The sequence below is a fragment of the Klebsiella sp. H-Nf2 genome (genome assembly GCF_002806645.1).
Lineage (GTDB): Bacteria > Pseudomonadota > Gammaproteobacteria > Enterobacterales > Enterobacteriaceae > Klebsiella > Klebsiella variicola.
The window spans coordinates 67,173-91,716 of sequence record NZ_PIBL01000008.1 but is presented as its reverse complement, the minus strand read 5'-3'; the positions used below and the strand labels follow the sequence as shown (position 1 = coordinate 91,716).

The following is a 24,544-nucleotide window of genomic DNA, read 5'->3' as shown; positions in this document are numbered from 1 at the left end:
ATCCACCGTTAGATAGCCGAAAAGCGCATAACGGCGTGGGGAGAGGTAATCGTTTGCGCTGATGGGTGATTTTTTGTCGCAGGTCAATTCCCTTTCAGCTGCGGATCGCACATAATACGCCCCCGGTTTGCACACCGGGAATCCAGGAGAGTTCATGTACTACCCCTTCGTTCGTAAAGCCCTTTTTCAGCTCGATCCTGAGCGCGCTCATGAAGTTACCTTTCAACAATTACGCCGTGTCACCGGGACGCCGCTGGAAATGCTGGTTCGCCAGAAGGTACCGGCCAGGCCCGTTACCTGCATGGGGCTGACCTTTAAAAATCCGCTGGGTCTGGCGGCCGGGCTGGATAAAAATGGGGAATGCATTGACGCGCTGGGCGCGATGGGTTTTGGTTCGATTGAGATCGGCACCGTGACCCCGCGTCCGCAGCCGGGCAACGATAAGCCGAGGATCTTCCGTCTGGTGGATGCTGAGGGGTTGATCAACCGCATGGGCTTTAATAACCATGGCGTTGATAACCTGGTTGAGAACGTGAAAAAGGCGCATTTTGACGGCGTGCTGGGCATCAATATCGGCAAAAATAAAGATACGCCGGTGGAGCATGGTAAAGATGATTACCTGATTTGTATGGAAAAAGTCTATCCTTACGCTGGGTATATCGCCATTAATATCTCCTCACCGAATACCCCGGGGCTGCGCACGCTTCAATACGGTGAAGCGCTCGATGATTTACTCTCCGGTATTAAAAATAAGCAGCTTGAGCTGCAGCAAAAGCATCAAAAATATGTTCCGGTCGCCGTTAAGATCGCACCGGATCTTTTACCAGAGGAATTGATCCAGGTTGCCGATAGCCTCGTGCGTCATAATATTGACGGGGTGATTGCAACCAATACCACCCTCGATCGTTCCTTGGTTCAGGGAATGAAACATTGCGATGAGACCGGCGGACTTAGCGGTCGTCCATTACAATTAAAGAGCACCGAAATTATCCGTATGCTCTCCGCTGAGCTGAATGGTCGTTTGCCTATCATCGGCGTGGGCGGTATTGATTCGGTGATTGCTGCGCGGGAAAAGATGGCCGCCGGAGCATCGCTGGTGCAGATTTATTCCGGATTTATTTTTAAAGGTCCGCCGCTGATTAAAGAAATTGTTACCCACATCTAATCTTTTCCTCCGCTGAATCCCACCCAGGGCTTTATTTCCGGCCCTGGTTGTTTTATATTCCCTCACTGTTGCTTATTTAAACATTTTAGACTTTTCTTAATTTTAGAAAATATTCTGCGGCAAGTCGCAACAACTTTGCAGAGGCGTATGAAAGGGGACAGGGGGAAAAATGCGCATTAAACCTGACGATAACTGGCGTTGGTATTACGATGAAGAGCACGACCGTATGATGCTCGATTTGGCCAATGGCATGTTATTTCGCTCGCGCTTCGCCCGGCGAATGCTGACCCCGGATGCCTTCGCGCCGTCGGGATTCTGCGTCGATGACGCCGCGCTCTATTTCTCCTTTGAAGAAAAATGTCGCGATCTCGGGCTATCGAAAGAACAGCGGGCAGAATTAGTGCTCAACGCGCTCACTGCCATCCGTTTTCTCAAACCGCAGATGCCGAAAAGCTGGCACTTTACCGCCCACATTCATCACTGGCAACCCAGCAGCGGCGACGCCGCCTGCGTCTGGCTGAGCGATACCGGCGAGCAGGTGAATTTGCTGGTGGTGGAGCCGGGAGATAACGCCGCGCTTTGTCTGCTGGCCCAGCCGGGTCTCACCCTTGCCGGGCGCGTGATGCAGTTAGGCGACGTCATTAAAATCATGAACGACAGGCTGCAGCCGGCGCAGAGCGCGGTCAGCTACAGCCTGGGACAGGCGGTTTAAGGCGCCAGGCGCAGCGCCGTTTTTGGTACGCAGCTGCAGGCGAGAATGGTGCCATCCCCGGCGACCGCATTTTTCTTTAACGCGCTGACTTCGCCCTCTTCCAAGCGAATGCGGCAGCTGCCGCAGATCCCCGCCCGACACGAATAGGGTACGCGAATGCCCTGTTGCTCCAGTTGCTCCAGCAGCACCTGCTGGTTATTCCCGGTAAACTGTTGACCCTGCCATTCGATGGCAACCGTAGCCTGCTGCTGCGCTTCTGGGGCCGGAGTATCGTCGCTCTCGCCGGCGCCGTAGGCTTTCGCCGGGCCGCGGGCGAGGATTTCGACTTCATCACCTACCCGGATCACCCCGCTGTTGCGGGCAATCAGGTTCTGGCCAAAATCGACATCGCCATTGTCCAGCGCGGTACGAAAACGTTTTAAGGTTTCCAGCGGCTCCCCGGTGGGATGCTTCTGTCCGCGCTCCGGACTGACAGTGGTAAAAATGCAGCGGCTACAGGGCTTGGCGACGTCAAACACCACCTCGCCGACGCGGATCACTTTCCAGCTATCTTCATCCCAGGCCGCCGCGCCGGTGACCACGAGGTTAGGACGAAACTGTTCTATGCTTACGCTGGCAGGACACCGTTGCTGCAGATCGCGCAGCGAGGCCTCGTTAGCCAGCAGGTATGGGTAGCCGTCGGCGAAGGAGAGCGGTACCGCATCGTGGCGCTTCACCCGGCGGGTTAACTGCGGCCCCAGCCAGCGCAGCTGGACATCGCGCTTGAAAAAGCCGCTGAGCCACTGGTTAACGGCAGCGGGCGCGATGAGGGCGGTGAAATGGTTGCCCCAGACTTCGGTCGGCTCGGCCTGCGGGGCGAAATCGCTAAAACGCACCACGGCGCTGCTGCCGTCCGGTGCGGTCAGGTGAAGGCCATCATGAAGCGGCGCCGGAATAAATTTCACCATTTGCGGAAACTGGCGGGCGGTAATAAAGGTCCCGTCGGTTTCGGTGACCATAAACAGGCGATCGAAGGCCAGGCCGCTGATATCAGCAAAGGCATGGGTCAGGCCCATGCCGCGCATGGATTTAACGGGATGAATAAAAAGTCGCGAGAGCGTTACCATACGCTGCCTCCGGGTTCCAAAAATAAGCCTATAACTTTATGACATAGGGCACATATTGGCTATAATGCGCACCAATTTTCTTTAAGTAAAAGTGACGATATGAATTCTCTGTTTGCCAGTACGGCTCGTGGGCTGGAAGAGCTGTTAAAAACTGAACTGGAAGGACTTGGCGCGACGGACTGCCAGGTCGTCCAGGGCGGGGTCCATTTTCAGGGGGATACGCGCCTGCTGTATCAAAGCCTGATGTGGAGCCGGCTGGCTTCGCGCATCATGCTGCCACTGGGTGAGTGCAGCGTGTATAGCGATCTGGATCTCTATCTGGGGGTTCAATCGATTCCGTGGACGGAGATCTTTACCACTGACGCGACCTTCGCGGTGCATTTTAGCGGCCTCAATGACGAGATCCGCAACAGTCAGTATGGCGCATTAAAAGTCAAAGACGCCATCGTCGACAGCTTCACGCGTAAAAACCTGCCGCGCCCGAATGTCGATCGTGAAAATCCCGATCTGCGGATCAATGTCTGGCTGAACAAAGAGACGGCGCATATCTCTCTGGATCTGAGCGGGGAAGGGTTGCATCTGCGCGGCTACCGCGATGGTACCGGTATGGCGCCGATCAAAGAAAACCTCGCGGCGGCGATCGTCATGCGCTCTGGTTGGGCTCCGGGTACGCCGCTGCTCGATCCGATGTGCGGCTCCGGTACCTTGCTGATTGAAGCGGCGATGCTGGCGACCGATCGCGCGCCGGGTCTGCACCGCGGCCACTGGGGCTTTGGCGGCTGGGCACAGCACGATGACGCCATCTGGAAAGAGGTGAAGGCAGAAGCGCAAACCCGCGCCCGCCAGGGGCTGGCGGCATATGGGTCGCGCTTCTATGGCTCTGACGTCGACGAGCGCGTCATTGAGCGCGCGCGCCGCAACGCCCGCCGGGCTGGCATCGGCGAACTGATCGATTTTGCAGTAAAAGACGTCGCCCAACTGAATAACCCGCTGCCGAAAGGCCCGTACGGTACAGTGATTAGTAACCCGCCGTATGGTGAGCGCCTGGAAAGCGAACCGGCGCTGATCGCCCTGCACAGCCTGCTGGGCCGGATCATGAAAAGTCAGTTTGGCGGCTGGAACCTGTCGGTGTTCAGCGCCTCGCCGGAACTGCTGAGCTGCCTGCAGCTGCGTGCCGATAAACAGTTCAAAGCGAAGAACGGCCCGCTGGACTGCGTACAGAAGAACTATCACCTGGCGGAAAGCGAAGGCGGCAAGCCGGCGATGCTGGCGGAAGATTTTGCTAACCGTCTGCGTAAGAATCTGAAGAAATTTGAAAAGTGGGCCCGTCAGGAAGGCATTGAATGCTATCGCCTGTACGATGCCGATCTGCCGGAATATAACGTGGCGATCGATCGCTACGGTGACTGGGTGGTGGTGCAGGAGTATGCGCCGCCGAAAACCGTCGATGCGCACAAAGCGCGCCAGCGTCTGTTTGATATTATCGCGGCGACCATCGCCGTGCTGGAAATTGCCCCCAACAAGCTGGTGCTGAAGACCCGCGAGCGGCAAAAGGGCAAAAACCAGTATCAGAAGATGGCGGAGAAGGGCGACTTTATCGAGGTGCAGGAGTACAACGCGCGCCTGTGGGTTAACCTCACCGACTACCTGGATACCGGTCTGTTCCTCGACCACCGTATCGCCCGTCGCATGCTGGGCCAGATGAGCAAAGGTAAGGACTTCCTCAACCTGTTCTCCTATACCGGCAGCGCCAGCGTCCACGCCGGTCTGGGCGGCGCGCGCTCTACGACCACGGTGGATATGTCGCGTACCTATCTGGAGTGGGCGGAACGCAACCTGCGTCTCAATGGCCTGACCGGTCGTGCGCATCGCCTGATGCAGGCTGACGTGCTGGGCTGGCTGCGGGAAAGCACCGAGCAGTTCGATCTGATCTTTATCGATCCGCCGACTTTCTCTAACTCCAAACGGATGGAAGATGCTTTCGACGTGCAGCGCGATCATATTCGCCTGATGACCGATCTAAAACGTCTGCTGCGTAAAGGCGGCACCATTATGTTCTCGAACAACAAACGCGGTTTCCGTATGGATCATGACGGGCTGGCGGCGCTTGGCCTGAAGGCGCAAGAGATTTCGCAAAAAACGCTGTCGCAGGATTTTGCCCGCAACCGTCAGATCCACAACTGCTGGCTGATTACTGCAGCCTGAAAGGAATAAAGAATGTCACTGATTAGTATGCACGGCGCCTGGCTTTCATTCAGCGATGCGCCGCTGCTGGATAATGCTGAACTGCATATCGAAGATAACGAACGTGTCTGTCTGGTTGGGCGCAATGGCGCCGGTAAATCGACCCTGATGAAGATCCTCAACCGTGAACAGGGGCTGGATGACGGGCGCATTATTTATGAACAGGATCTGATCGTCGCGCGTCTGCAGCAGGATCCGCCGCGCAACGTTGCCGGTACGGTGTACGATTTCGTCGCCGAAGGGATCGCCGAACAGGCAGCTTACCTGAAGGCCTACCATGACGTGTCGCATCAGGTGATGACCGACCCAAGCGACAAAAATTTAAATGAACTGGCCCGTCTGCAGGAACAGCTGGATAACCTGGGGCTGTGGCAGCTGGATAGCCGCATCAATGAAGTGATCGAGCAGCTTGGTCTTAACGCCGACGCACAGCTGGCTTCGCTTTCCGGCGGCTGGCTGCGTAAAGCGGCGCTGGGCCGCGCGCTGGTCAGCGGGCCGCGCGTGCTGTTGCTGGATGAACCGACAAACCACCTCGATATCGAAACTATCGACTGGCTGGAAGGGTTCCTGAAAAGCTTTAAAGGCACCATTATCTTTATTTCGCATGACCGCTCCTTTATCCGCAATATGGCGACGCGCATCGTCGATCTCGATCGCGGCAAGCTGGTGACCTATCCGGGTAATTACGATCAGTATCTGCTGGATAAAGAAGAGGCTCTGCGGGTTGAAGATCTGCAGAATGCCGAATTTGACCGCAAGCTGGCACAGGAAGAAGTGTGGATCCGTCAGGGGATCAAAGCGCGCCGCACCCGTAACGAAGGTCGCGTTCGCGCCCTGAAGGCGATGCGTCGCGAGCGCGGCGAGCGCCGGGAAGTGATGGGCAGTGCGAAGATGCAGGTTGAAGAGGCTTCGCGCTCCGGCAAAATCGTTTTCGAAATGGAGAACGTCAACTATCAGGTTGACGGCAAAGTGCTGGTGAAAGATTTCTCCGCGCAAATTCAGCGTGGCGATAAGATTGCCCTGATCGGCCCGAACGGCTGTGGCAAAACCACGCTGCTGAAGCTGATGCTTGGCCAGCTGCAGGCCGACAGCGGGCGGATCCACGTCGGCACCAAGCTGGAAGTCGCCTACTTCGACCAGCACCGCGCGGAGCTGGATCCGGACCGGACGGTGATGGATAACCTCGCTGAAGGTAAGCAAGAGGTGATGGTTAACGGTAAGCCGCGGCACGTGCTGGGCTATCTGCAGGACTTCCTGTTCCATCCGAAACGGGCGATGACGCCAGTCCGCGCGCTGTCCGGCGGGGAACGTAACCGCCTGCTGCTGGCGCGGCTGTTCCTGAAACCCAGTAACTTATTGATTCTCGATGAACCGACAAACGACCTTGATGTCGAAACGCTGGAGCTGCTGGAAGAGCTGATCGACGGCTATCAGGGTACCGTGATGCTGGTCAGCCACGATCGTCAGTTTGTTGACAATACCGTGACCGAGTGCTGGATCTTCGAGGGCGGCGGCCATATTGGTCAGTACGTTGGCGGTTATCACGACGCCCGCGGTCAGCAGGCCCAGTCGCTGGCGCAGAAGCAGCCGGCAGCGAAAAAAACGATGGAAGTTGCTCAGCCAAAAGCAGAAACTGTCAAACGCGGCGGGAACAAACTAAGCTATAACCTGCAGCGCGAGCTGGAGCAACTGCCGCAGAAGCTGGAAACCCTTGAGGCTGAACTGCAGACGCTGCAGGAGCAGGTAGCCGATCCCGACTTTTTTGGACAATCGCACGATCGTACGCAGCAGGTGCTGGCGCAGCTGGCCGAGGCGGAGCAGGCGCTGGAAGCCGCCTTTGAACGCTGGGAATATCTCGAAGGATTAAAGAACGGCGCCTGAGCCGAGGAGTTGTCATGTGCGATCACCATCATGCTGCGCGACATATTTTATGTCCCCAATGTGATTTGCTGGTGGCTTTGCCGCAGCTTGAGCATCGCCAGAAAGCCGCCTGCCCGCGCTGCGGTACAACGTTAACCACCACGTGGGACGCGCCTCGCCAGCGTCCCACGGCTTACGCGCTGGTCGCGCTATTTATGCTGCTGCTGGCCAACCTGTTTCCTTTTATCTATATGAAAGTGGGTGGCATCAGCAGCGAAATAGAGCTGCTGGAAATTCCCAACGTGCTGTTTACCGAGGATTACGCCAGCCTCGGCACCTTCTTTTTACTCTTTGTGCAACTGGTACCGGCGTTTTGCCTGGTCACCATTCTGCTGCTGGTCAATCGGGTCAGGATGCCCCTCGGCCTGAAGGCATTCCTGGCGCGTATTCTGTTTCACCTCAAGACCTGGGGCATGGCGGAAATCTTTCTTGCCGGCGTGCTGGTCAGCTTCGTCAAACTGATGGCCTACGGCGATATCGGTATCGGCCTAAGCTTTATTCCCTGGTGCATGTTTTGCCTGCTGCAGTTACGTACCTTCCAGTGCGTCGACCGCCGCTGGTTGTGGGATGATATTGCCCCCATGCCGGCGATTACCCAACCGCTGAAAATTGGGGTTGCCGGGATCCGCCAGGGGCTGCGCTCCTGCGCCTGTTGTACGGCGGTGTTACCGATCGACCAAACGGTCTGTCCGCGCTGTCACAGCAAAGGAACGGCGCGGCGTAAAAATAGCCTGCAGTGGACGCTGGCGCTGCTGGTGACCTCATTTATTCTCTATCTTCCCGCCAATATTATGCCCATCATGATCACCGATCTGCTGGGCGATAAAATGCCGTCGACCATTATGGCCGGGGTGGTTTTACTGTGGAGCGAAGGCTCTTATCCGGTGGCGCTGGTCATTTTTATCGCCAGTATTATGGTGCCGACGCTGAAGATGATCGCCATCGCCTGGCTGTGCTGGAATGCCAACGGTAACGGTGCGCGCGATTCGGAACGCATGCATCTGATTTATGAAGTGGTGGAATTTGTTGGCCGCTGGTCAATGATTGACGTTTTTGTCATCGCCGTGCTCTCTGCGCTGGTGCGCATGGGAGGGTTGATGAATATCTATCCCGCCATCGGCGCGGTCATGTTTGCGCTGGTGGTGGTGATGACCATGTTTTCAGCGATGACGTTTGATCCCCGTTTACTGTGGGATCGTGAGCCAGATTCAAGCCATGAGGAAATACAACAACATGGAAAATAAGAGCGGAGAAGCGAAAGTGCAGAAGGTGAAGAACTGGTCACCGGTGTGGATCTTCCCTATCGTCACTGCGCTGATCGGGGCGTGGATCCTGTTTTATCATTACAGCCATCAGGGACCAGAGGTCACGCTGATCACCACCAACGCGGAAGGCATTGAAGGGGGAAAAACCCGGATCAAGAGCCGCAGCGTGGATGTTGGGGTGGTAGAGAGCGCGACGCTGACTGACGATTTAACCCATGTGGAAATCAAAGCTCGCCTCAATTCCGGGATGCAGAAATTACTGCATAACGATTCCGTCTTCTGGGTGGTGAAACCACAGGTAGGGCGCGAGGGGATCAGTGGTCTCGGGACATTATTGTCCGGGGCCTATATTGAACTGCAGCCGGGGTCGAAAGGTTCGGTGCCGGCGCAGTATCCGCTGCTGGATTCTCCGCCACTGGCCTCGCCGGATGCCAAGGGGATCCGTATTTTGCTGGAAAGCAGCAAAGCGGGCCAGCTTTCGCCAGGCGATCCGGTGCTGTTCCGCGGTTATCGTGTAGGGTCGGTGGAAACCAGCACTTTTGATGCGCAAAAACGGCATATCACTTATCAGCTGTTCATCAATGCGCCAAACGACCGCCTGGTGACCAGCAACGTTCGCTTCTGGAAGGACAGCGGGATCGCCGTTGATTTGACCGCGGCGGGGATGCGCGTCGAGATGGGTTCGTTGTCGACGTTGTTTGGCGGCGGCGTGAGCTTCGATATTCCGGAAGGACTGGATCTCGGCGAGCCGGTGGCGAACAAAACGGAATACCACCTGTTTGACGATCAGAAGAGCATCCAGGATTCGGTCTTTACCGAACATATCGACTATGTCATGTTCTTCAAAGATTCGGTTCGTGGCCTGCAGCCTGGTGCACCAGTAGAGTTCCGCGGTATCCGTCTGGGAACCGTCGGCAAAGTGCCGTTCTTTATTCCTGGGCTGAAGCAGCGTTTGAACGATGACTATCGCATTCCGGTGGAAGTGCGGGTTGAACCGCAACGTCTGATTAACCAGCTCGGTGGCGATCCGAATATTCGTGCCCACATTGACGATCTGATCAACCGCGGACTGCGCGGCTCGCTGAAAACCGGCAACCTGGTGACCGGCGCGCTGTATATCGATCTCGACTTCTATCCGAAAGCGCCGCCGCGCGGGAAAATTCAGGAGTTTAACGGCTATCCGATTATCCCGACCATTAGCGGTGGACTGGCGCAGATCCAGCAGCGTCTGATGGATGCGTTGGATAAAATCAATAACCTGCCGCTCAATCCGCTACTGGAGCAGGCGACCAGTACGCTGGCGCAAAGCGAGAAGACCATGCAGCACGTGCAGACCACGCTGGATAGTCTGAATAAGATCACCTCCAGTCAGTCGATGCAGCAGCTGCCTGCTGATATGCAGACGACGCTGCGCGAACTGAACCGCAGTATGCAGGGCTTCCAGCCGGGCTCCGCGGCCTACAATAAGATGGTGGCCGATATGCAGCGTCTGGATCAGGTGCTGCGTGAACTGCAGCCGGTCCTGAAAACGCTCAATGATAAGAGCAACGCGCTGGTATTTGAGGCGAAGGATAAAAAAGACCCACAGCCGAAGGGAGCGAAATAATGAAAAAATGGTTACTGGCAGCAGCCGTTTGCGCGCTGACGGCGTGCAGTAGCGGCGGCGAGAGCAAAACATACTACCAGCTGCCGGTGGTGCAGGGCGGCGCACAGAGCGCCGCCAGCCAGGGGGCTCGCCTGCTGTGGGTTGAGCAGATCAGCATCCCGGATTATCTGGCGGGCAATGGAGTGGTCTATCAGACCACCGATGTGCAGTATGTGATCGCCAGTAATAATCTGTGGGCCAGCCCGCTGGACCAGCAGCTGCGTACTACGCTGGTGGCAAATCTCAGCCAGCAGTTGCCGGGCTGGGTAGTGTCGTCCCAACCGTTGGGCAGCGAGCAGGATACGCTCAATGTGGCGGTAAATGGCTTTCACGGGCGCTACGACGGGCGGGTTATCGTCAGCGGCGAGTGGTTATTGAAGCATCATGGACAGCTGATTAAGCGTCCGTTTAACATCGTGCTCAAGCAGCAGCAGGATGGCTATGACGCGATGGTGAAAACCCTGGCGCAGGCGTGGAGCCAGGAGGCGGCGGCCATTGCCGGCGAGCTTAACCGTCTGCCATAAGTAAAATTCATAAAAGTGATATGCCGCGCGGTTCATCTGAGCCGCGCGGCATTTTTTTGCCAGGTCAGTTCGTTAGCAACCGCGGCGCTGAATGAACAAAAAATGAACTCTTATATAGGTCACAAATATGACACTGGCGTGAATTTTGCGCATTGACGTTGCCTTCATTTCGCGGTATTCGTAACCCGTGGCTGCATAATTTGCGACCACTGTTTTCTTTTCCACCAGATCAAAGAATGAGGGAAACGAGGCATGAAGAGACAAAAACGAGATCGCCTGGAACGGGCACATCAACGTGGATATCAAGCGGGTATCGCGGGAAGATCGAAAGAAATGTGTCCATACCAGAGCTTGAATCAACGCTCATGGTGGCTGGGAGGCTGGCGAGAAGCCATGGAGGACAGGGTACTAACGGCCTGACACTGTCTCTTTAAAAAAGAAGCCTCCGCATAGCGGGGGCTTCGCCTTTTAATCGCTGCCGATGATTATCAGAAAGCGGAAGTATCCTGGAACAGGCCTACTTTCAGATCGTTCGCGGTATAGATCAGACGATCGTCAACCAGCACTTCGCCATCCGCCAGGCCCATAATCAGACGACGGTTAACAATGCGCTTGAAGTGGATGCGGTAGGTGACTTTTTTCGCGGTCGGCAGAACCTGACCGGTGAATTTCACTTCGCCAACGCCCAGCGCACGGCCTTTGCCTTCGCCGCCGAGCCAGCCAAGATAGAACCCGACCAACTGCCACATCGCATCCAGGCCCAGGCAGCCCGGCATCACCGGATCGCCGATGAAGTGGCAACCGAAGAACCACAGGTCCGGGTTGATGTCGAGTTCTGCCTCAACATAACCTTTGTCATAGTTACCACCGGTTTCGCTCATTTTGATGACGCGGTCCATCATCAGCATGTTTGGTGCTGGCAACTGCGGGCCTTTCGCGCCGAACAGTTCACCACGACCAGAGGCAAGAAGATCTTCTTTTGTATAGGATTCGCGTTTATCTACCATGTTTTCAGTAAGCCTTATTTTAAGTTCGGGACGCAGGATAGCTAACACGTGTAAGCTGAACAAGTCCGATCAGTTAGAACTTGTCCCACCTAACCAGCGTAGCGGCCACGGAAAACGATGGCGAGTCTCTTGCTGGGTCGCCTGCGCTATCCGCTCCTGAATGGTTTGTCGCAGCGTCTGCCCTTCACCGTCCCACATCAGTTGGGTCAGCATCGGCAGCGCTTCGGTGATATCTTCAATTGCCCAGATGGAAAACTGATTCTCGGCAACGGCCTGACGTAACTCGTGGCTCAGGCTGAGATGGCGAACGTTGGCGACTGGGATAATGACGCCTTGTTTACCGGTTAAGCCGCGCTGCTGACAGATAGTGAAGAATCCTTCAATTTTTTCATTCAGACCGCCGACCGGCTGCACGCGACCAAACTGGTCGACGGAACCGGTAATTGCGATGCTCTGATTAATCGGCACATTGGCCAGCGCGCTGATTAAGGCGCAGAGTTCGGCCATGGAGGCGCTGTCGCCGTCCACTTCACTGTACGACTGTTCGAAGGTCAGCGAAGCGGAGAAGGGAAGCTGCTGCTCCAGCTCCAGCTCGGACATCAGAAAAGCCTGCATGATCATCATGCCCTTCGCATGAATATTGCCGCCCAGCTCGGCTTTGCGTTCGACGTCGATAAATTCGCCGTCGCCAATGTGCACGACACAGCTGATGCGCGAAGGTTCACCGAACGCGCGCGGATGGCCGGGAAATTCAATCACCGACAGGGCGTTGATCTGTCCGACGCATTCGCCTTCGGTTTCAATCAGGATCTGTTCCTGCAGGATTTCATCCTGCATTCGTTCTGCGAGGTAGCCTTCACGCCACTCCCGGCGTGCCAGCATCGTCTGCATTTCTTCGCCAGTAATCTCCTCGCCCTCGCAGAATGCGGCGGCCTCCCGCAGCTGGCGGGCTATCCATAGCGGACTGAGCGGCAGGGTCTCCTGATCGCCGGTATAGCGCGTCCCCTCATCGATCAGCAGTGGCCAGGCGTCGGCCGCCGGACCTGGCAGCGTCAGCTGCTGGGCATTTTGCCATACCCACTGGCACCAGGCTTTCAGCGTCTCGGCGTCAGCAAACTGCAAAGTGTCTTCATACTCACTGTAGATCGCCTGAGCACAAAGCTCTGGTTCCATTTCCTGGAAATCCGCCAGCGATTCGCGTTCGCCGACCAGCATGACTTTCAGGCTCAGCGGCATGGAGGGAATGCTGACCGGCAGCGGGCGTGACTCATCGATGGAGAGCCAGTCAAACCGCTGACGGGTCACCATATTTTTCAGGCGCACCCACAGCAGCGGTTGCGCCAGCAGTGTACGAAGCGAGATTACCAGCACGCCACCATTGGCCTGATGAACCAGGCCTGGCTGGAGGGTGATGCCACCGTTAAACTGGCGTACGCAGCCAAATAGCTGTTCCGCCTCTACCCAATCGGCCGCGACGACCGGAGCGGTGCTGGCAAAATTATCCTCTGCACGTTGTGCCGGGGAGAGCGTCACGCGAGCGCCGTCAATGTCATAGCGGACCCCGTAGAGCGGGGCGGCAGGTTCATGCAGCGTGCGGGTTTCTGCCGTCAGCCATTGCAGATACTCCGGTTCTTCGGGGGCTTTCACCAGCATGAAGGAGGAGACTGCCGGCGTGCACAGCAATTGCTCAAGCGCGTAGAACAAACGCGGCTGCAGATCGCCCGAGAGGGAGGGGGCCGGTTGAGAGAGATCAGCTTGGGCAAACAGCGCCTGATAAGGTTCCATATCGGGCGCAAGGTCGGTTCGGGTCAGTTTCGTAATGGTCAAAGTCGCTGTTTTTTAGTTAGATGTAAAGCGCGCAATTATACCTGATGCCGCGACTGAGCACACGGAGGATTATGATTACCCCAATGATTCCCCGGCCATACACATCACGAATAATGATTTATATTCAGCACATCAGGAAAAAACTGATATCCTGAAATGAGTTACACGGTCACATTGAGATCGCAATGAAATATCAACAACTGGAAAATCTTGAAAGCGGCTGGAAATGGAAATATCTGGTAAAGAAGCACCGGGAAGGTGAGCTGATTACCCGCTACATTGAGGCCAGCGCTGCGCAAGCTGCGGTAGATGACTTGCTGACGCTCGAGAATGAACCTGTGCTGGTGCATGCCTGGATTGAGCAGCATATGAATCCGGCGCTGATGAACCGCATGAAGCAGACTATCCGTGCACGGCGGAAACGGCATTTTAACGCGGAGCATCAGCACACGCGCAAGAAGTCTATCGATCTTGAGTTTGTCGTCTGGCAGCGTCTTGCCGGCCTGGCGCAGCGGCGGGGTAAAACCTTGTCTGAAACCATTGTGCAGCTGATTGAGGATGCTGAGCATAAAGAGAAGTATGCCAGCAAAATGTCGAGCCTGAAGCACGATCTGCAGGAACTGTTAGGCAAAGAGTAGCCTGTACGGCCAGTCAGGGGCTACCCTGATATGGAGGCTACCACCGCGAAAGCGAGCGAGAAGACATAAAAAAACCCGCCGAGGCGGGTTTTTTCATCAGTTCTAACTTAAGCCGCTGGCTGAGTTACAACTTCTTTGTAGCCTTTAACTTCGATCTCTACACGACGATCCGGGGCCAGGCAGTCGATCAGTGCAGCGCGAGCTTTCACGTTGTCACAGGTGTTGCCAGTAACCGGGTTGGATTTACCCATACCGCGTGCGGAGATTTTGCCTGCCGGGATGCCTTTAGCAACCAGGTAGTCAACAACGGACTGAGCACGTTTCTCAGACAGCTGCTGGTTGTAAGCTTCGGAACCGATACGGTCGGTGAAGCCCATAACAACTGCAGAACCGTCTTTCGGATCCATGTTGCTCAGCTGGGTGTACAGCTGATCCAGAGCCTGCTGACCTTCCGGTTTCAGGGTTGCTTTGTTGAAGTTGAACAGAACGTCAGACTTCAGGGTGAAGTGCTTGGTAGTCACTTCCGGAGCCGGAGCCGGAGCCGGAGCTACAACCGGTGCAGCATCTTCCTGACCGAAACGGTAGGAAACACCCACGCTCAGCATGCCGTTGTCCGGACGAACGCCAACGGTGCCCGCGTCGCCAATGTTGTTAACCCACTGGTATTCCAGACGGGTAGCGATGTCACGAGTCACAGCCCACTCTACGCCGCCAGCAAATACCGGAGAAACGCCAGTGTCGTGGTTGTCGCCAGCGATGCTGTTGCTGGAGTCTGCGCGCCATACCATGCCGCCCAGACGGGTGTAGATGTCCAGATCGTCAGTGATCGGGTAACCCAGTTTAGCGGTCAGCTGAACGCCCTGAGCTTTGAATGCGCCATTAACCTGGTCGCCTTTGTACGGCATACGGCCCAGCCAGTCGTAACCCATTTCGAAACCGAGGTACGGGTTAACCTGGTAACCACCGAACGCACCAGCGCCCAGCTGGCTTTCGTGGGTCGGACCATTGTTGTTCAGAGAGCTGTTGTACCAGCCAGTGTCATGGAACTGGGACCAACCCAGTTTACCACCTGCATACCAGGTGTTATCTTTCGGAGCGGCCTGCGCTACGGTAGCGAAGCCAGCCAGTGCCACTGCAATCGCGATAGCTGTCTTTTTCATTTTTTGCGCCTCATTATCATCCAAAATTCGCCATGAAGTTACAAAAGACCTCACGGTTAAATCCTTCACCCGGGGCGTGACTTGTTGTTAACTATGCTGATACATGCAGCGTAAGCCGATCACCCCTGGCGATGTAAAGTCTACAACTTAGTTCGAAACTTACAAGTGTGAACTCTGTCAGGCATATGAAAAAAAAGGGTTGTGTACACAATATTTAACAAATATGGTTGATTTTCGTACGCAGAAAAAAGGCAGAAATGCCCGTGTGACAGGCATTCCGCGAAAAAGACCCTGAAAAACGCTGTGGCTTTACCATCGGTAAAAAAAATTCCAGGAATAATCCTAATTTCACTCAATGATACAAATTTGAGTGAATTTTTAGCCCGTTGAGTTGTCTGCCGAGCGTGCCTTGATTTCTCACCGGGCGCATGATGAATCCCATCGCGCAACCTTCCTGGGCTGCATTGACCAGACGCTCATGCTCTTCTGCGGTTAGCTCCTCCGTTAGCCAGCAGATAACCACACTATAATTACCGGTGCGCAGCGCGCGGATCATCGAGTCTATGGTATGGCAGGGGGACAGCTGGCTAATTTGCATGACTTTAGACAGCGGTAGACCGGCAGACTGGACCCACTCGCGGCTAAGCTTTTGTTGCGGCGTGAGCCACAGCTGCCAGCGAGATTGTTGACCCAGCTGTTGTAATAAAGGTAGCAGCAGTAACTGGGTCATCATGGGTTGATCTTCACGATAGACAATTTCACTGATCAGCCCATTGGCGGTCTGTTCGCCAGAACGATGAGCGTAGTGGCCTGCAGAAGCAGAAGCCTGTGCTGAACGATTTGCGTGAGCTGAAGTAAACATAGTCTATCCCGCCTGTAGTTACTGTATGCATATACAGTATATCTACCTGGGGAAAAGATCAACCGCAATTTGCCATTTTGCTGGCTGAAATTTAATCATTTCCAGGCGCGTCTTATCTATAGAGATGCGCACCTCTCCTCAACAATATCCTTCACGCGGGCTAATCATTTCTTTCCACCCTGTTGATTGCAGCAACGTCAGCGATTTTCTGAAAGCGTCTCGCAAAACCGCGTTCTGGTGGAAAAGTCGGCGAAAATCATCTTGCTGCTGTTCGGGAAGTCCCTTATGTTTTCTCTTAGCGGATCCGTTAACAACTTAAGTTTAATTACATGATTAACAAAGGAATGATCATGAGAAAACTAGTATGTCCGCGGTTCCCGCAATTTCAGGCCTGCGTCTCGCCGCTGGGTCAGTTACATTCTCGTCCGCTTTTTGGCGGCTATAGCCTGGCCATTGATGATACGGTGTTTGCGATGGTGGCAGAGGGGGATATTTACCTGAGAGCCTGCGAGCAGAGCGCCGCGTATCGGGTTGAACATCGTAATCCTTTATTAACGCTGCGCCGACACGGGCGCATCGTGCCAATGAAGTATTATCAAATTGACGACGCATTGTGGCGCGATGAAACACAGCTTTTTCGGCTGTCGCTGCTGTCGTGGCAAAGCGCCCAGCGTGAAAAGTACCACCGTCGGGAGTCTGGCCGCCTGAAGGATTTACCCAATATCAGCTTTCATATGGAATTGCAGCTGATCCACGCGGGCATACCGGATGTCAGGACGCTTCGGGAGGTAGGCGCTCAGCAGGCCTGGCAACGGCTGCGAGAAAACAACGCCTCCTTGTCGGTCAACGTCTTGCTGGCGCTGGATGGGGCGATTGTCGGCGTTCACACCGCTGCGCTCCCGACGCTGCGGCGTCAGGAGCTGCTCGAATGGGCTGGAGCCCGCTAGCGGACGACCACCGTTATTCTGTTTGAGCGTGGACGCGCTGTTGCAGGCGGCAAATTTCAGGCAGCAGCGCGAGCAACAAGCCAATCTGCTGCAATACCAGCGGCTCTTTACTATCCGCGCGCGGTTCCAGGTGTTGGATCCGGCTTTGCAGGCTGCTCAAAGACTTCTGCACCCGATGTTCATCGGCGGGGGTATGGTGCAGGGCGTCATCAACATAACAAACGGCATCATCCAACAGGGCAAGGATATCGGGGGTGGACAGTTTTTCCCGATGCGCGCCGAGAGCGGAGATGTAGCTGGTGAAGGTATGGTTGAGACACAGCAAGCGAAAAGCGGTCTCGCGCTGGGCGCCATCCGCGCGCGGTTCAGTCGACAAATTCGAGACCACGGAGGCCAGTTCGGCATCACGGTTGTAGGCATCACGGCGGGCGACACGATAGGCCAGACGGTTGTCGCGGCCCTGGTGATACTGCTCCAGAATGGCATCCAGATAACGGCAGTTCGCGTTCATCGCCCGGTCCAGGACGCGCGGCAGATTGCGAAATTTCCAGTCCGGCCAGATGAAGCTGACCGCCGCCCAGGCGATGGCGCAGCCGATCAGGGTATCAATGATGCGCGGCAGCGCGACCTCAAAGCCTTCGCCAAGCAGGTTAAAGCACAGCAGCACCAGCAGCGTAATAAACATGGTGGCATGGGCGTACTGCACGTTACGAAAGGCAAAGAACAGCACGCCGGTGAGCACGATCAACACCAGTTGCCCTTCAATCGAAGGCACCAGCAGCAGGACGGGCAGGCCGATCGCCACCCCCACCAGCGTGCCGATGATCCTCAGCGCCAGTCGGTGGCGGGTGGCGTTATAGTTCGGCTGACAGACAAACAGGCTGGTCAGCAGGATCCAGTAGCCATGCTGGAGCCCGGTAAACTGGATAAAGGCATAGCCGGCGCAGAGGACCAGCGACATACGTACCGCGTGGCGAAAGAGAGCGGACTCCGGTGACATGTTGCGCCGCAGACGCAGCCAGATGTCGTTCAACCCGCCGAGTCTGTCGTCGGCCAACAGCGTCTCGGTGTTGCTCCCGGCAGGCGCGTTCGTTTGCACAGATTCAATCGTGGCCAACTGCGCATCGATAGCGCGCAGGTTATTGAGTAAAAAGCCAAGGGCATTGATCTGCTCGTCGGACGCGCCGCTGGCGCGCACGCGGTCGAGCGCGGCGTCGAGATGCATAAACGCGCGTTCAAATTGGGCGTCATGCTGGTAGGGTTCGCGCAGCAAAATCGCCCGTGAAAGTTTCTGGCAGGCCTGGGCCTGCATCGAGAGCATGCGCTGGAAACGGAACATCACATCGCTGTAGCGGAATTGATCGCGTAAGGTCTGGTACTGAATATGCGATGAGCTGGCGCGTTCGTGGATATCCTGGGCCACAAAATAGTACTGCAGCGTGCGGCGGGTGCCGCGCTGGCCCCGGTCGCCTCGCAGCCTGGTCAACAATGAGACCTTAGTTTGATTGAGCGTGGCCACCAACTGGCCGTTGGCGAGGGCCAGATCGTACAACGGCGCCTGGCTCTCATCCTCCAGATCGGGATCAAACAGCCGGGATTTGAGCTCAAGATAGCGGGCCAGTTGCTCATAGCTGCGCGCCAGGTTGTCCTGTAGCGGTCGAATCGGAAATATCAGGTGCCCGGACAGTGTCAGTAGGTTGTACCACACGGCGCCCGCCAGCAGAAACAACGGCTGCAGATACCAGTGATCGTACAGCGTGACGCCGAGCATCGTGTAAATGGCGATGAGCAGGGCGCCGAAGGCGATAGTGGCATAGCGCTGACCGAGGCCGCCGAGCAAAATAAAGCCAATGGTAGACACGGTGAGGCCAAGAGCAAACAGCGGCGGCCACGGAAACAGCAGCTCCACGGAGGCGGAGGCGATGAAAAAACAGACCAGGGTAATGGCGAGGTTGCGCAGACGACCGGTCAGCCGGTCGTCGAGGTCGGTCAGGGCCGCGGCAACAACGCCAAGGGTGAGAGGGATGGTCAGTTTGACTTCGCCGATCCACCAGGGAAACAGCGTTGTGCCGCAGAGCGCGATAAAGATCCGTACGTTATAAAGCCAGGCACTGTTCCAGGTATAGCGGCGTAGCAGGGGGCTAATCATGTCCGTGTTCCGTTCGGTTACTGAAAGCGACGACGCGCATTGGCTTCACGTGCGGCACGCGCGGTTTCCACAGAGACGACCCTGCGCCCTACCGGCCAAAGGGCAATGGCAGCAATTTTAAAATTCGCGATCCCCACCGGGATGCCAATAATGGTCAGACATTGAGCTATGCCGCTGAAAATATGCATCAGGCACAACCACCAGCCGAAAAAAATGAACCACAGAATATTCAGCACGGTGCCGCCGGCGTTGAGAAGACCGTTTTTACGGCCCGGCTCCAGCTCATCGACATGAATCGCCTCGTTACCGTAAGGAAATAACGAGAGTCGGGTGATTTCCCAGCAGGAGCGGGTCAGCGGCAGCGTGACGACCAGAATGATGCTAACCAGCGTGGCGAGCAGCCAGCCTAAAGTGGTGGCGAAACCACCAAGGATAAAGTTCAAAATATTCAGAATGGTACGCATAAACCCTCGGTTTTGCCCTGTGGATAATAAGACCTGACAATTGTAACGTTTTTTTGCGCTGGAGCACCTGGTCCCGGGCGGTTAAACTGAAAAACAATCCACCCTGATTGAAAATCGACATTATATGGAACTTAAAGCGACAACATTGGGCAAACGCATGGCTCAGCACCCTTATGATCGGGTGCAGTTACTGAATGCCGGCGTAAAGGTTTCCGGCGACCGTCATGAGTATCTTATCCCTTTCAATCAGTTATTGTCAGTGCATTGTAAGCGCGGTCTGGTCTGGGGCGAACTAGAGTTTGTGCTGCCTGACAGCAAAGTCGTGCGTTTGCACGGTACCGAGTGGAGCGAAACACAGCGCTTCTATCACCATTTACAAGCACTCTGGGAGCAGTGGAGCGCGGAAATGAGCGACATCGCCGCAGGCGTGCTGAAGGAGCAGCTGGCGACGATCGAGCACACCCGTGCGCAAGGCAAATGGTTGACGCGTCAGCAGGTGGCGGATGTGCAGGATAACATTCGCCAGGCGTTGACTGGCTTGCCGATGCCCACCAGCCGGCTTGAAGCCTTTGACAACTGTCGGGAGCTGTGGCGGGAGTGTCAGCGCTGGTTAGGGGATATTGAAGCGACACGCCTGGCCCATAATCAGGCCTTCACCGAGGCGATGCTGGAGCAGTATCGCGGCTTTTTTGACGGCGTTGAGTCGTCCCCTCTTAATGCCTCACAGGCGCGGGCGGTGGTGAACGGTGAACATTCCCTGCTGGTGCTGGCGGGCGCGGGCAGCGGTAAAACCTCGGTGCTGGTGGCGCGGGCAGGCTGGCTGCTGGCGCGGGGAGAAGCGGCGGCAGAGCAAATTTTGCTGCTGGCATTCGGCCGCCAGGCAGCGCAGGAGATGGATGCGCGGATCCGCGAGCGTCTTGCATCGGACGATATCACTGCGCGTACCTTCCACTCGCTGGCGCTACATATTATTCAGCAGGGCAGCAAAAAAGTCCCCACCATCAGCAAACTGGAAAGCGATAGCGCAGCTCGTCAGGCGCTGCTCGTGAAAAGCTGGCAGCAGCAGTGTCAGGAGAAAAAAGCGCAGGCGAAAGGCTGGCGCCTGTGGCTGGAAGAGGAGATGGGCTGGCAACTGCCGGAGGGGGATTTCTGGCAGGACAAGAAGGTGCAGCGGCGTATGGCCAGTCGGCTCGACCGCTGGGTTAGCCTGATGCGTATGCACGGTGGCTCCCAGGCAGAGATGATTGCCGGGGCGCCGGAGGCGGTACGCGATCAGTTCAGTAAACGGGTGAAGCTGATGTCGCCTCTGATGAAAGACTGGAAAGCGGCGCTCAAGGCCGAGAATGCGGTCGATTTTTCCGGCCTGATCCATCAGGCGGTCAATATTCTCGATAAAGGTCGCTTCGTCAGCCCATGGAAACATATTCTGGTGGATGAATTTCAGGATATCTCGCCGCAGCGGGCCTCGCTGTTGGCCGCATTACGCCGGCAGAATACCCAAACCACGCTATTTGCCGTCGGGGATGACTGGCAGGCGATTTACCGGTTCAGCGGGGCCCAGCTTTCCCTGACCACCGCGTTTAATCATTACTTTGGCGAAGGGGATAGCTGTGCGCTGGATACCACCTATCGCTTTAACGGCCGCATTGGCGAAATCGCCAATGGCTTTATCCAGCAGAATCCACATCAGTTAAGTAAACCGCTGAACAGCCTGACGGCGGGCGATAAAAAGGCCGTCACGCTGTTAGCCGACGATAAGCTGGATGATTTACTGGATAAACTGAGCGGCTACGTTAAGCCCGAGCAGCGGATCCTGCTGCTTGCCCGCTACCATCATCTGAAGCCCGACGCGCTCAACAAGGCGGCGACGCGCTGGCCGCATCTGCAGCTTGATTTTATGACTATTCATGCCAGCAAAGGCCAGCAGGCGGACTATGTGATTGTGCTGGGACTGCAGGAGGGAGAGGATGCGTTTCCCGCGCCGGCGCGCGAGTCGATCATGGAGCAGGCGCTCCTGCCGCAGCCGGAAGATTTTCCTGATGCGGAGGAGCGGCGACTACTGTACGTGGCGATAACCCGCGCACGTCATCGGGTGTGGTTGTTGTTTAACAAAGCGCAACCTTCGCCATTTGTCGACATCCTGCAGGCCCTGGATGTGCCGGTTGCCAGGAAACCCTAATCACGGCTGGGTTATTTCAGGCGATCGGCAAGATAACGCGGATAATCCGGGATCAGAATATCGAGCGGCTGATTAAAGTGCGGTGACTGGATGATAAAGTCAGCGGTGGAGACGTTAGTGGCAACCGGAATGTTCCAGACGGTGGCCAGGCGCAGCAATGCTTTGACGTCCGGGTCGTGAGGCACGGCGTTCAGCGGATCCCAGAAGAAGATTAGCACGTCGATTTTCCCTTCTGAAATGAGCGCGCCAACCTGCTGGTCACCGCCCATCGGGCCGCTCAGCATGGCATGGACCTCCAGTCCGGTAGCCCGCGAGACCAGGTTACCGGTGGTGCCGGTGGCATACAAAACGTGTTGCGCCAGCAGCGCCTGATGGCGAGCGACCCATTTCATCAGCATATCTTTACAGTGATCGTGAGCCACCAGCGCGATATGTTTTTGCGCGGACAGGGTACGAGTTGTCAGTTCCATATTTTCATTCCACATTTTGACCTGCAGACAGATTACTGAATGTGGCTGCCGCTGCAAGCATCGGGGTGAAAATTTTGCCGAATCTGTGGGTTAGCCTGGATGGCTGCCTGCTGCGGATTAGCATACACTTAGGTGAAATAGCAGGAGGAACCCATGAAAGAGAACGATATTGCCGGCATCCTGACGTCGACACGGACGATTGCGCTGGTTGGCGCCAGCGACAAACCTGACCGCCCGAGCTACCGGGTCATGAAGTATCTGTTGGATCAGGGGTATCACGTTATCCCGGTTTCGCCGAAGGTGGCGGGCAAGACGCTGCTGGGACAGCAAGGGTATGCGACGCTCGCCGACGTTCCGGAAAAGGTCGACATGGTTGATGTCTTCCGTAATTCAGAAGCGGCGTGGGGCGTGGCGCAGGAGGCGATAGCCATCGGCGCGAAAACGCTGTGGCTGCAGCTGGGGGTTATCAATGAGCAGGCCGCAGTGCTGGCCAGAGAAGCCGGGTTAAACGTGGTGATGGATCGTTGTCCGGCCATTGAGCTGCCGCGACTGGGATTAGCAAAATAACAAAAAACCCCGCCAGGCGGGGTTTTGTTTTAGTTGCGAAGGCGCGGAGCCTGCAGCTGCTGACGAATCGTTTTGGCCAGTTCGTCGAGGGACGGCTGTTCCGGGTGTTCGTCGCGGGTTTCGCTGCTCAGCTGCGCTTCTGCCAGATAGGTGTGGATCGGCTGACCATCATCATCTTCCATCACCACATGGTACCAGGGCGCCGCACGCAGTTCGTCATTGGCGGCAATCTCATCCTCTTCCGGTTCCGCGAGTGAATACTCGGGATCGACATCGACGATGACGCCCAGGTAGCCCAAGAGCGTATGGCGAACCTGTTGGCCGATACCGAATTTGCTGGCTATCATAGGCACCTCCTGGGAAACATGAATACTCCCTATATGAGGCTCATGTTTCGTTTTTCAAGTTACATGACGCGACAGGCAAACCCCTTCAGATACAGCCCTTCCGGGTAGGTTGCGATCACCGGGTGGTCGGCAGCCTGACGGAACTGTTCTATAAATTGTACATCACGCCCGGCATCAATTGCGGCATCCGCGATGATTTTCTGAAATAAATCGGTGGTCATCAGGCCGGAGCAGGAGAAAGTCAGCAGCACGCCGCCGGGGTTCAGCAGCTGGATCGCCAGCATATTGATATCTTTATAACCGCGGCAGGCGCCCATCAGCTGGCTTTTGTTTTCCACGAACTTCGGCGGATCCATCACGATCACGTCGAATTTCTCTCCCTGATCGCGGTATTTACGCAGCAGTTTGAACACGTCGTCGCGCACAAATTCCGCTTTGGACAGATCCAGTCCGTTGAGCTCCACGTTCTGTCGGGCAACGTCCAGCGCTTCCTGAGAGGTATCCACGCTGGTGACCTGGCGGCAGCCGCCCATCAGCGCTGACACCGCAAAGCCGCCGGTATAAGAGAAGCAGTTCAGCACTCGCTTATCGGCGACATAGCGGCGAGTGGCCAGGCGACTGTCGCGCTGGTCGAGGTAATAGCCGGTTTTGTGCCCGCCCTGGATATCAACCAACAGCTTCATGCCGTGCTCGGTGATCGGCAGCAGCGCCGGGGGCAGCTCGCCCACCACCGGCCCCTGGGCCAGCTCCAGTCCCTCTTTTTTACGCACGGCGACATCGCTGCGATCGTAAATGGCGCAGTCCGGGAACAGGTTCTGCAGGGCGCTGATGATGGCGGCCCGCTGGTATTCGGCGCCTGCGCTGAGCAACTGCAGCACGAAAAAGCTGCCAAAGCGGTCGATAGTAACGCCCGGCAGTCCATCGGACTCGCCGGCGATCAGACGGTAGCTGTCGAGGCCATCGCGCTCGGCCAGCCATGCCCGCCAGGTTTGCGCTTGCTGCAGGCGGCGTTCAAAGAAGGCGCTATCGATGGTTTCATTGCGGTCGAAGGTCCACACGCGGGCGCGGATCTGCGACGACGGCGAGTAAGCGCCGCGGGCCAGCCATTTTCCCTGATGGTCAACAATATCGATGGTTTCACCGCTGCGGGCTTTACCCTCCATGCGGGCGACGCCGCCGGAGAAAATCCACGGATGGCGACGCAGCAGGGATTTCTCGCGTCCTTTGGCTAACACTAAGCGGGGGAATAGGGAATCTGTCATGGAGCTACCTTTAAGCAACGGGAATGTCGGCACCGAAAAATGGCGCGTAGAGTAGCACACCTGGCGCACGCAAGCATCTTTCGC

22 protein-coding genes are annotated in these 24,544 nt (G+C 56.2%); 12 read left to right on the top strand and 10 right to left on the bottom strand.

All coding sequences use genetic code 11. The features are described 5' to 3' along the window. The first annotated feature begins 154 nt into the window (after window positions 1–154). Together pyrD and zapC are read left to right on the top strand one after the other, a co-directional pair. Window positions 155–1,165 (top strand): quinone-dependent dihydroorotate dehydrogenase, encoded by a 1,011-nt coding sequence (gene pyrD, locus CWM58_RS18875; protein ID WP_074386399.1) that lies wholly within the window; start codon window positions 155–157, stop codon window positions 1,163–1,165. Between the two features lie 169 nt (window positions 1,166–1,334). Continuing rightward, window positions 1,335–1,877: a cell division protein ZapC gene (gene zapC, locus CWM58_RS18870; protein ID WP_100681533.1), complete on the top strand. Its 543-nt coding sequence runs from the start codon at window positions 1,335–1,337 to the stop codon at window positions 1,875–1,877. Here the strand turns inward: zapC and CWM58_RS18865 are convergent. Further along, window positions 1,874–2,983 carry a YcbX family protein gene (locus CWM58_RS18865; protein ID WP_100681532.1) on the bottom strand — a complete coding sequence of 370 codons (1,110 nt, stop codon included), beginning with the start codon at window positions 2,981–2,983 and terminating at the stop codon, window positions 1,874–1,876. The genes zapC and CWM58_RS18865 overlap by 4 nt on opposite strands. A gap of 99 nt (window positions 2,984–3,082) precedes the next feature. Here CWM58_RS18865 and rlmKL point away from each other — a divergent pair, with 99 nt between their 5' ends. The 6 genes from rlmKL to rmf all read left to right on the top strand — a co-directional run bounded on the left by rlmKL (window position 3,083) and on the right by rmf (window position 11,001). Next, a complete protein-coding gene (gene rlmKL, locus CWM58_RS18860; protein ID WP_074386397.1) occupies window positions 3,083–5,188 on the top strand; it encodes a bifunctional 23S rRNA (guanine(2069)-N(7))-methyltransferase RlmK/23S rRNA (guanine(2445)-N(2))-methyltransferase RlmL in 2,106 nt (701 codons plus the stop codon). Between the two features lie 12 nt (window positions 5,189–5,200). Continuing rightward, window positions 5,201–7,108 (top strand): ABC transporter ATP-binding protein, encoded by a 1,908-nt coding sequence (locus CWM58_RS18855; RefSeq protein ID WP_061155159.1) that lies wholly within the window; start codon window positions 5,201–5,203, stop codon window positions 7,106–7,108. A 14-nt stretch (window positions 7,109–7,122) separates the two neighbouring features. Continuing rightward, window positions 7,123–8,391, top strand: coding sequence for a membrane integrity-associated transporter subunit PqiA (gene pqiA / locus CWM58_RS18850; RefSeq protein ID WP_061155158.1), 1,269 nt, complete (start codon window positions 7,123–7,125; stop codon window positions 8,389–8,391). Continuing rightward, a complete protein-coding gene (pqiB, locus tag CWM58_RS18845; protein ID WP_061155157.1) occupies window positions 8,381–10,018 on the top strand; it encodes an intermembrane transport protein PqiB in 1,638 nt (545 codons plus the stop codon). Before pqiA ends, pqiB begins: the two co-directional genes overlap by 11 nt. After that, on the top strand, window positions 10,018–10,581 hold the full coding sequence (pqiC, locus tag CWM58_RS18840; RefSeq protein ID WP_061155156.1) for a membrane integrity-associated transporter subunit PqiC: 564 nt from the start codon (window positions 10,018–10,020) through the stop codon (window positions 10,579–10,581). The genes pqiB and pqiC overlap by 1 nt, the downstream gene beginning before the upstream one ends. Before the next feature lie 252 nt (window positions 10,582–10,833). Further along, complete coding sequence (rmf, locus tag CWM58_RS18830; protein WP_002898396.1) at window positions 10,834–11,001, top strand: ribosome modulation factor; 168 nt, start codon at window positions 10,834–10,836, stop codon at window positions 10,999–11,001. Between the two features lie 68 nt (window positions 11,002–11,069). On the opposite strand, the gene fabA is transcribed toward rmf, so the two are convergent. Together fabA and CWM58_RS18820 are read right to left on the bottom strand one after the other, a co-directional pair. After that, a complete protein-coding gene (gene fabA, locus CWM58_RS18825; protein WP_012542300.1) occupies window positions 11,070–11,588 on the bottom strand; it encodes a bifunctional 3-hydroxydecanoyl-ACP dehydratase/trans-2-decenoyl-ACP isomerase in 519 nt (172 codons plus the stop codon). Between the two features lie 69 nt (window positions 11,589–11,657). Further along, window positions 11,658–13,415 carry an AAA family ATPase gene (locus CWM58_RS18820; protein ID WP_061155155.1) on the bottom strand — a complete coding sequence of 586 codons (1,758 nt, stop codon included), beginning with the start codon at window positions 13,413–13,415 and terminating at the stop codon, window positions 11,658–11,660. Between the two features lie 185 nt (window positions 13,416–13,600). Here CWM58_RS18820 and matP point away from each other — a divergent pair, with 185 nt between their 5' ends. After that, window positions 13,601–14,053 carry a macrodomain Ter protein MatP gene (gene matP, locus CWM58_RS18815; RefSeq protein ID WP_008805891.1) on the top strand — a complete coding sequence of 151 codons (453 nt, stop codon included), beginning with the start codon at window positions 13,601–13,603 and terminating at the stop codon, window positions 14,051–14,053. A 107-nt stretch (window positions 14,054–14,160) separates the two neighbouring features. On the opposite strand, the gene ompA is transcribed toward matP, so the two are convergent. After that, window positions 14,161–15,213, bottom strand: a complete 1,053-nt coding sequence (gene ompA, locus CWM58_RS18810; RefSeq protein ID WP_008805892.1) for a porin OmpA — start codon at window positions 15,211–15,213, stop codon at window positions 14,161–14,163. 352 nt (window positions 15,214–15,565) lie between these two features. Further along, window positions 15,566–16,075, bottom strand: coding sequence for an SOS-induced cell division inhibitor SulA (sulA, locus tag CWM58_RS18805; protein WP_100681530.1), 510 nt, complete (start codon window positions 16,073–16,075; stop codon window positions 15,566–15,568). A 350-nt stretch (window positions 16,076–16,425) separates the two neighbouring features. On the opposite strand from sulA, the gene CWM58_RS18800 reads away from it, so the two are divergent. Next, window positions 16,426–17,022: a TfoX/Sxy family DNA transformation protein gene (locus tag CWM58_RS18800; RefSeq protein WP_100681529.1), complete on the top strand. Its 597-nt coding sequence runs from the start codon at window positions 16,426–16,428 to the stop codon at window positions 17,020–17,022. Between the two features lie 13 nt (window positions 17,023–17,035). Here the strand turns inward: CWM58_RS18800 and yccS are convergent, their stop codons facing one another. Together yccS and CWM58_RS18790 are read right to left on the bottom strand one after the other, a co-directional pair. Then, window positions 17,036–19,171, bottom strand: coding sequence for a YccS family putative transporter (gene yccS, locus CWM58_RS18795; protein WP_100681528.1), 2,136 nt, complete (start codon window positions 19,169–19,171; stop codon window positions 17,036–17,038). Window positions 19,172–19,188: 17 nt separating this feature from the next. Continuing rightward, the gene (locus tag CWM58_RS18790; protein WP_012542294.1) at window positions 19,189–19,635 is read right to left on the bottom strand and encodes a YccF domain-containing protein; all 447 of its coding nucleotides are present in this window, start codon (window positions 19,633–19,635) and stop codon (window positions 19,189–19,191) included. Between the two features lie 124 nt (window positions 19,636–19,759). On the opposite strand from CWM58_RS18790, the gene helD reads away from it, so the two are divergent. Continuing rightward, complete coding sequence (gene helD, locus CWM58_RS18785) at window positions 19,760–21,814, top strand: DNA helicase IV (protein ID WP_100681527.1); 2,055 nt, start codon at window positions 19,760–19,762, stop codon at window positions 21,812–21,814. 11 nt (window positions 21,815–21,825) lie between these two features. On the opposite strand, the gene mgsA is transcribed toward helD, so the two are convergent. Continuing rightward, window positions 21,826–22,284 carry a methylglyoxal synthase gene (mgsA, locus tag CWM58_RS18780; RefSeq protein WP_061155150.1) on the bottom strand — a complete coding sequence of 153 codons (459 nt, stop codon included), beginning with the start codon at window positions 22,282–22,284 and terminating at the stop codon, window positions 21,826–21,828. A 153-nt stretch (window positions 22,285–22,437) separates the two neighbouring features. Here mgsA and CWM58_RS18775 point away from each other — a divergent pair, with 153 nt between their 5' ends. Further along, window positions 22,438–22,851 (top strand): CoA-binding protein, encoded by a 414-nt coding sequence (locus tag CWM58_RS18775; RefSeq protein ID WP_002898434.1) that lies wholly within the window; start codon window positions 22,438–22,440, stop codon window positions 22,849–22,851. A 29-nt stretch (window positions 22,852–22,880) separates the two neighbouring features. Here CWM58_RS18775 and hspQ read toward each other — a convergent pair whose 3' ends face one another. Both hspQ and rlmI read right to left on the bottom strand, forming a co-directional pair. Next, entirely contained in the window at window positions 22,881–23,198 is a 318-nt protein-coding gene (hspQ, locus tag CWM58_RS18770; protein WP_002898441.1) for a heat shock protein HspQ, read from the bottom strand. 59 nt (window positions 23,199–23,257) lie between these two features. After that, window positions 23,258–24,460, bottom strand: a complete 1,203-nt coding sequence (rlmI, locus tag CWM58_RS18765; RefSeq protein ID WP_100681526.1) for a 23S rRNA (cytosine(1962)-C(5))-methyltransferase RlmI — start codon at window positions 24,458–24,460, stop codon at window positions 23,258–23,260. Window positions 24,461–24,544 lie beyond the last annotated feature (84 nt).

Bases quoted from the DNA above. Each gene is read 5' to 3' on its own strand.
- hspQ (WP_002898441.1), bottom strand. From the start codon at position 23,198: ATGATAGCCAGCAAATTCGGTATCGGCCAACAGGTTCGCCATACGCTC.
- sulA (WP_100681530.1), bottom strand. From the start codon at position 16,075: ATGTTTACTTCAGCTCACGCAAATCGTTCAGCACAGGCTTCTGCTTCT.
- CWM58_RS18790 (WP_012542294.1), bottom strand. From the start codon at position 19,635: ATGCGTACCATTCTGAATATTTTGAACTTTATCCTTGGTGGTTTCGCC.
- CWM58_RS18800 (WP_100681529.1), top strand. From the start codon at position 16,426: ATGAGAAAACTAGTATGTCCGCGGTTCCCGCAATTTCAGGCCTGCGTC.
- pqiA (WP_061155158.1), top strand. From the start codon at position 7,123: ATGTGCGATCACCATCATGCTGCGCGACATATTTTATGTCCCCAATGT.
- pqiB (WP_061155157.1), top strand. From the start codon at position 8,381: ATGGAAAATAAGAGCGGAGAAGCGAAAGTGCAGAAGGTGAAGAACTGG.
- pyrD (WP_074386399.1), top strand. From the start codon at position 155: ATGTACTACCCCTTCGTTCGTAAAGCCCTTTTTCAGCTCGATCCTGAG.
- ompA (WP_008805892.1), bottom strand. From the start codon at position 15,213: ATGAAAAAGACAGCTATCGCGATTGCAGTGGCACTGGCTGGCTTCGCT.
- pqiC (WP_061155156.1), top strand. From the start codon at position 10,018: ATGAAAAAATGGTTACTGGCAGCAGCCGTTTGCGCGCTGACGGCGTGC.
- CWM58_RS18865 (WP_100681532.1), bottom strand. From the start codon at position 2,983: ATGGTAACGCTCTCGCGACTTTTTATTCATCCCGTTAAATCCATGCGC.
- rmf (WP_002898396.1), top strand. From the start codon at position 10,834: ATGAAGAGACAAAAACGAGATCGCCTGGAACGGGCACATCAACGTGGA.
- rlmI (WP_100681526.1), bottom strand. From the start codon at position 24,460: ATGACAGATTCCCTATTCCCCCGCTTAGTGTTAGCCAAAGGACGCGAG.
- rlmKL (WP_074386397.1), top strand. From the start codon at position 3,083: ATGAATTCTCTGTTTGCCAGTACGGCTCGTGGGCTGGAAGAGCTGTTA.
- matP (WP_008805891.1), top strand. From the start codon at position 13,601: ATGAAATATCAACAACTGGAAAATCTTGAAAGCGGCTGGAAATGGAAA.
- CWM58_RS18855 (WP_061155159.1), top strand. From the start codon at position 5,201: ATGTCACTGATTAGTATGCACGGCGCCTGGCTTTCATTCAGCGATGCG.
- zapC (WP_100681533.1), top strand. From the start codon at position 1,335: ATGCGCATTAAACCTGACGATAACTGGCGTTGGTATTACGATGAAGAG.
- mgsA (WP_061155150.1), bottom strand. From the start codon at position 22,284: ATGGAACTGACAACTCGTACCCTGTCCGCGCAAAAACATATCGCGCTG.
- yccS (WP_100681528.1), bottom strand. From the start codon at position 19,171: ATGATTAGCCCCCTGCTACGCCGCTATACCTGGAACAGTGCCTGGCTT.
- fabA (WP_012542300.1), bottom strand. From the start codon at position 11,588: ATGGTAGATAAACGCGAATCCTATACAAAAGAAGATCTTCTTGCCTCT.
- helD (WP_100681527.1), top strand. From the start codon at position 19,760: ATGGAACTTAAAGCGACAACATTGGGCAAACGCATGGCTCAGCACCCT.
- CWM58_RS18775 (WP_002898434.1), top strand. From the start codon at position 22,438: ATGAAAGAGAACGATATTGCCGGCATCCTGACGTCGACACGGACGATT.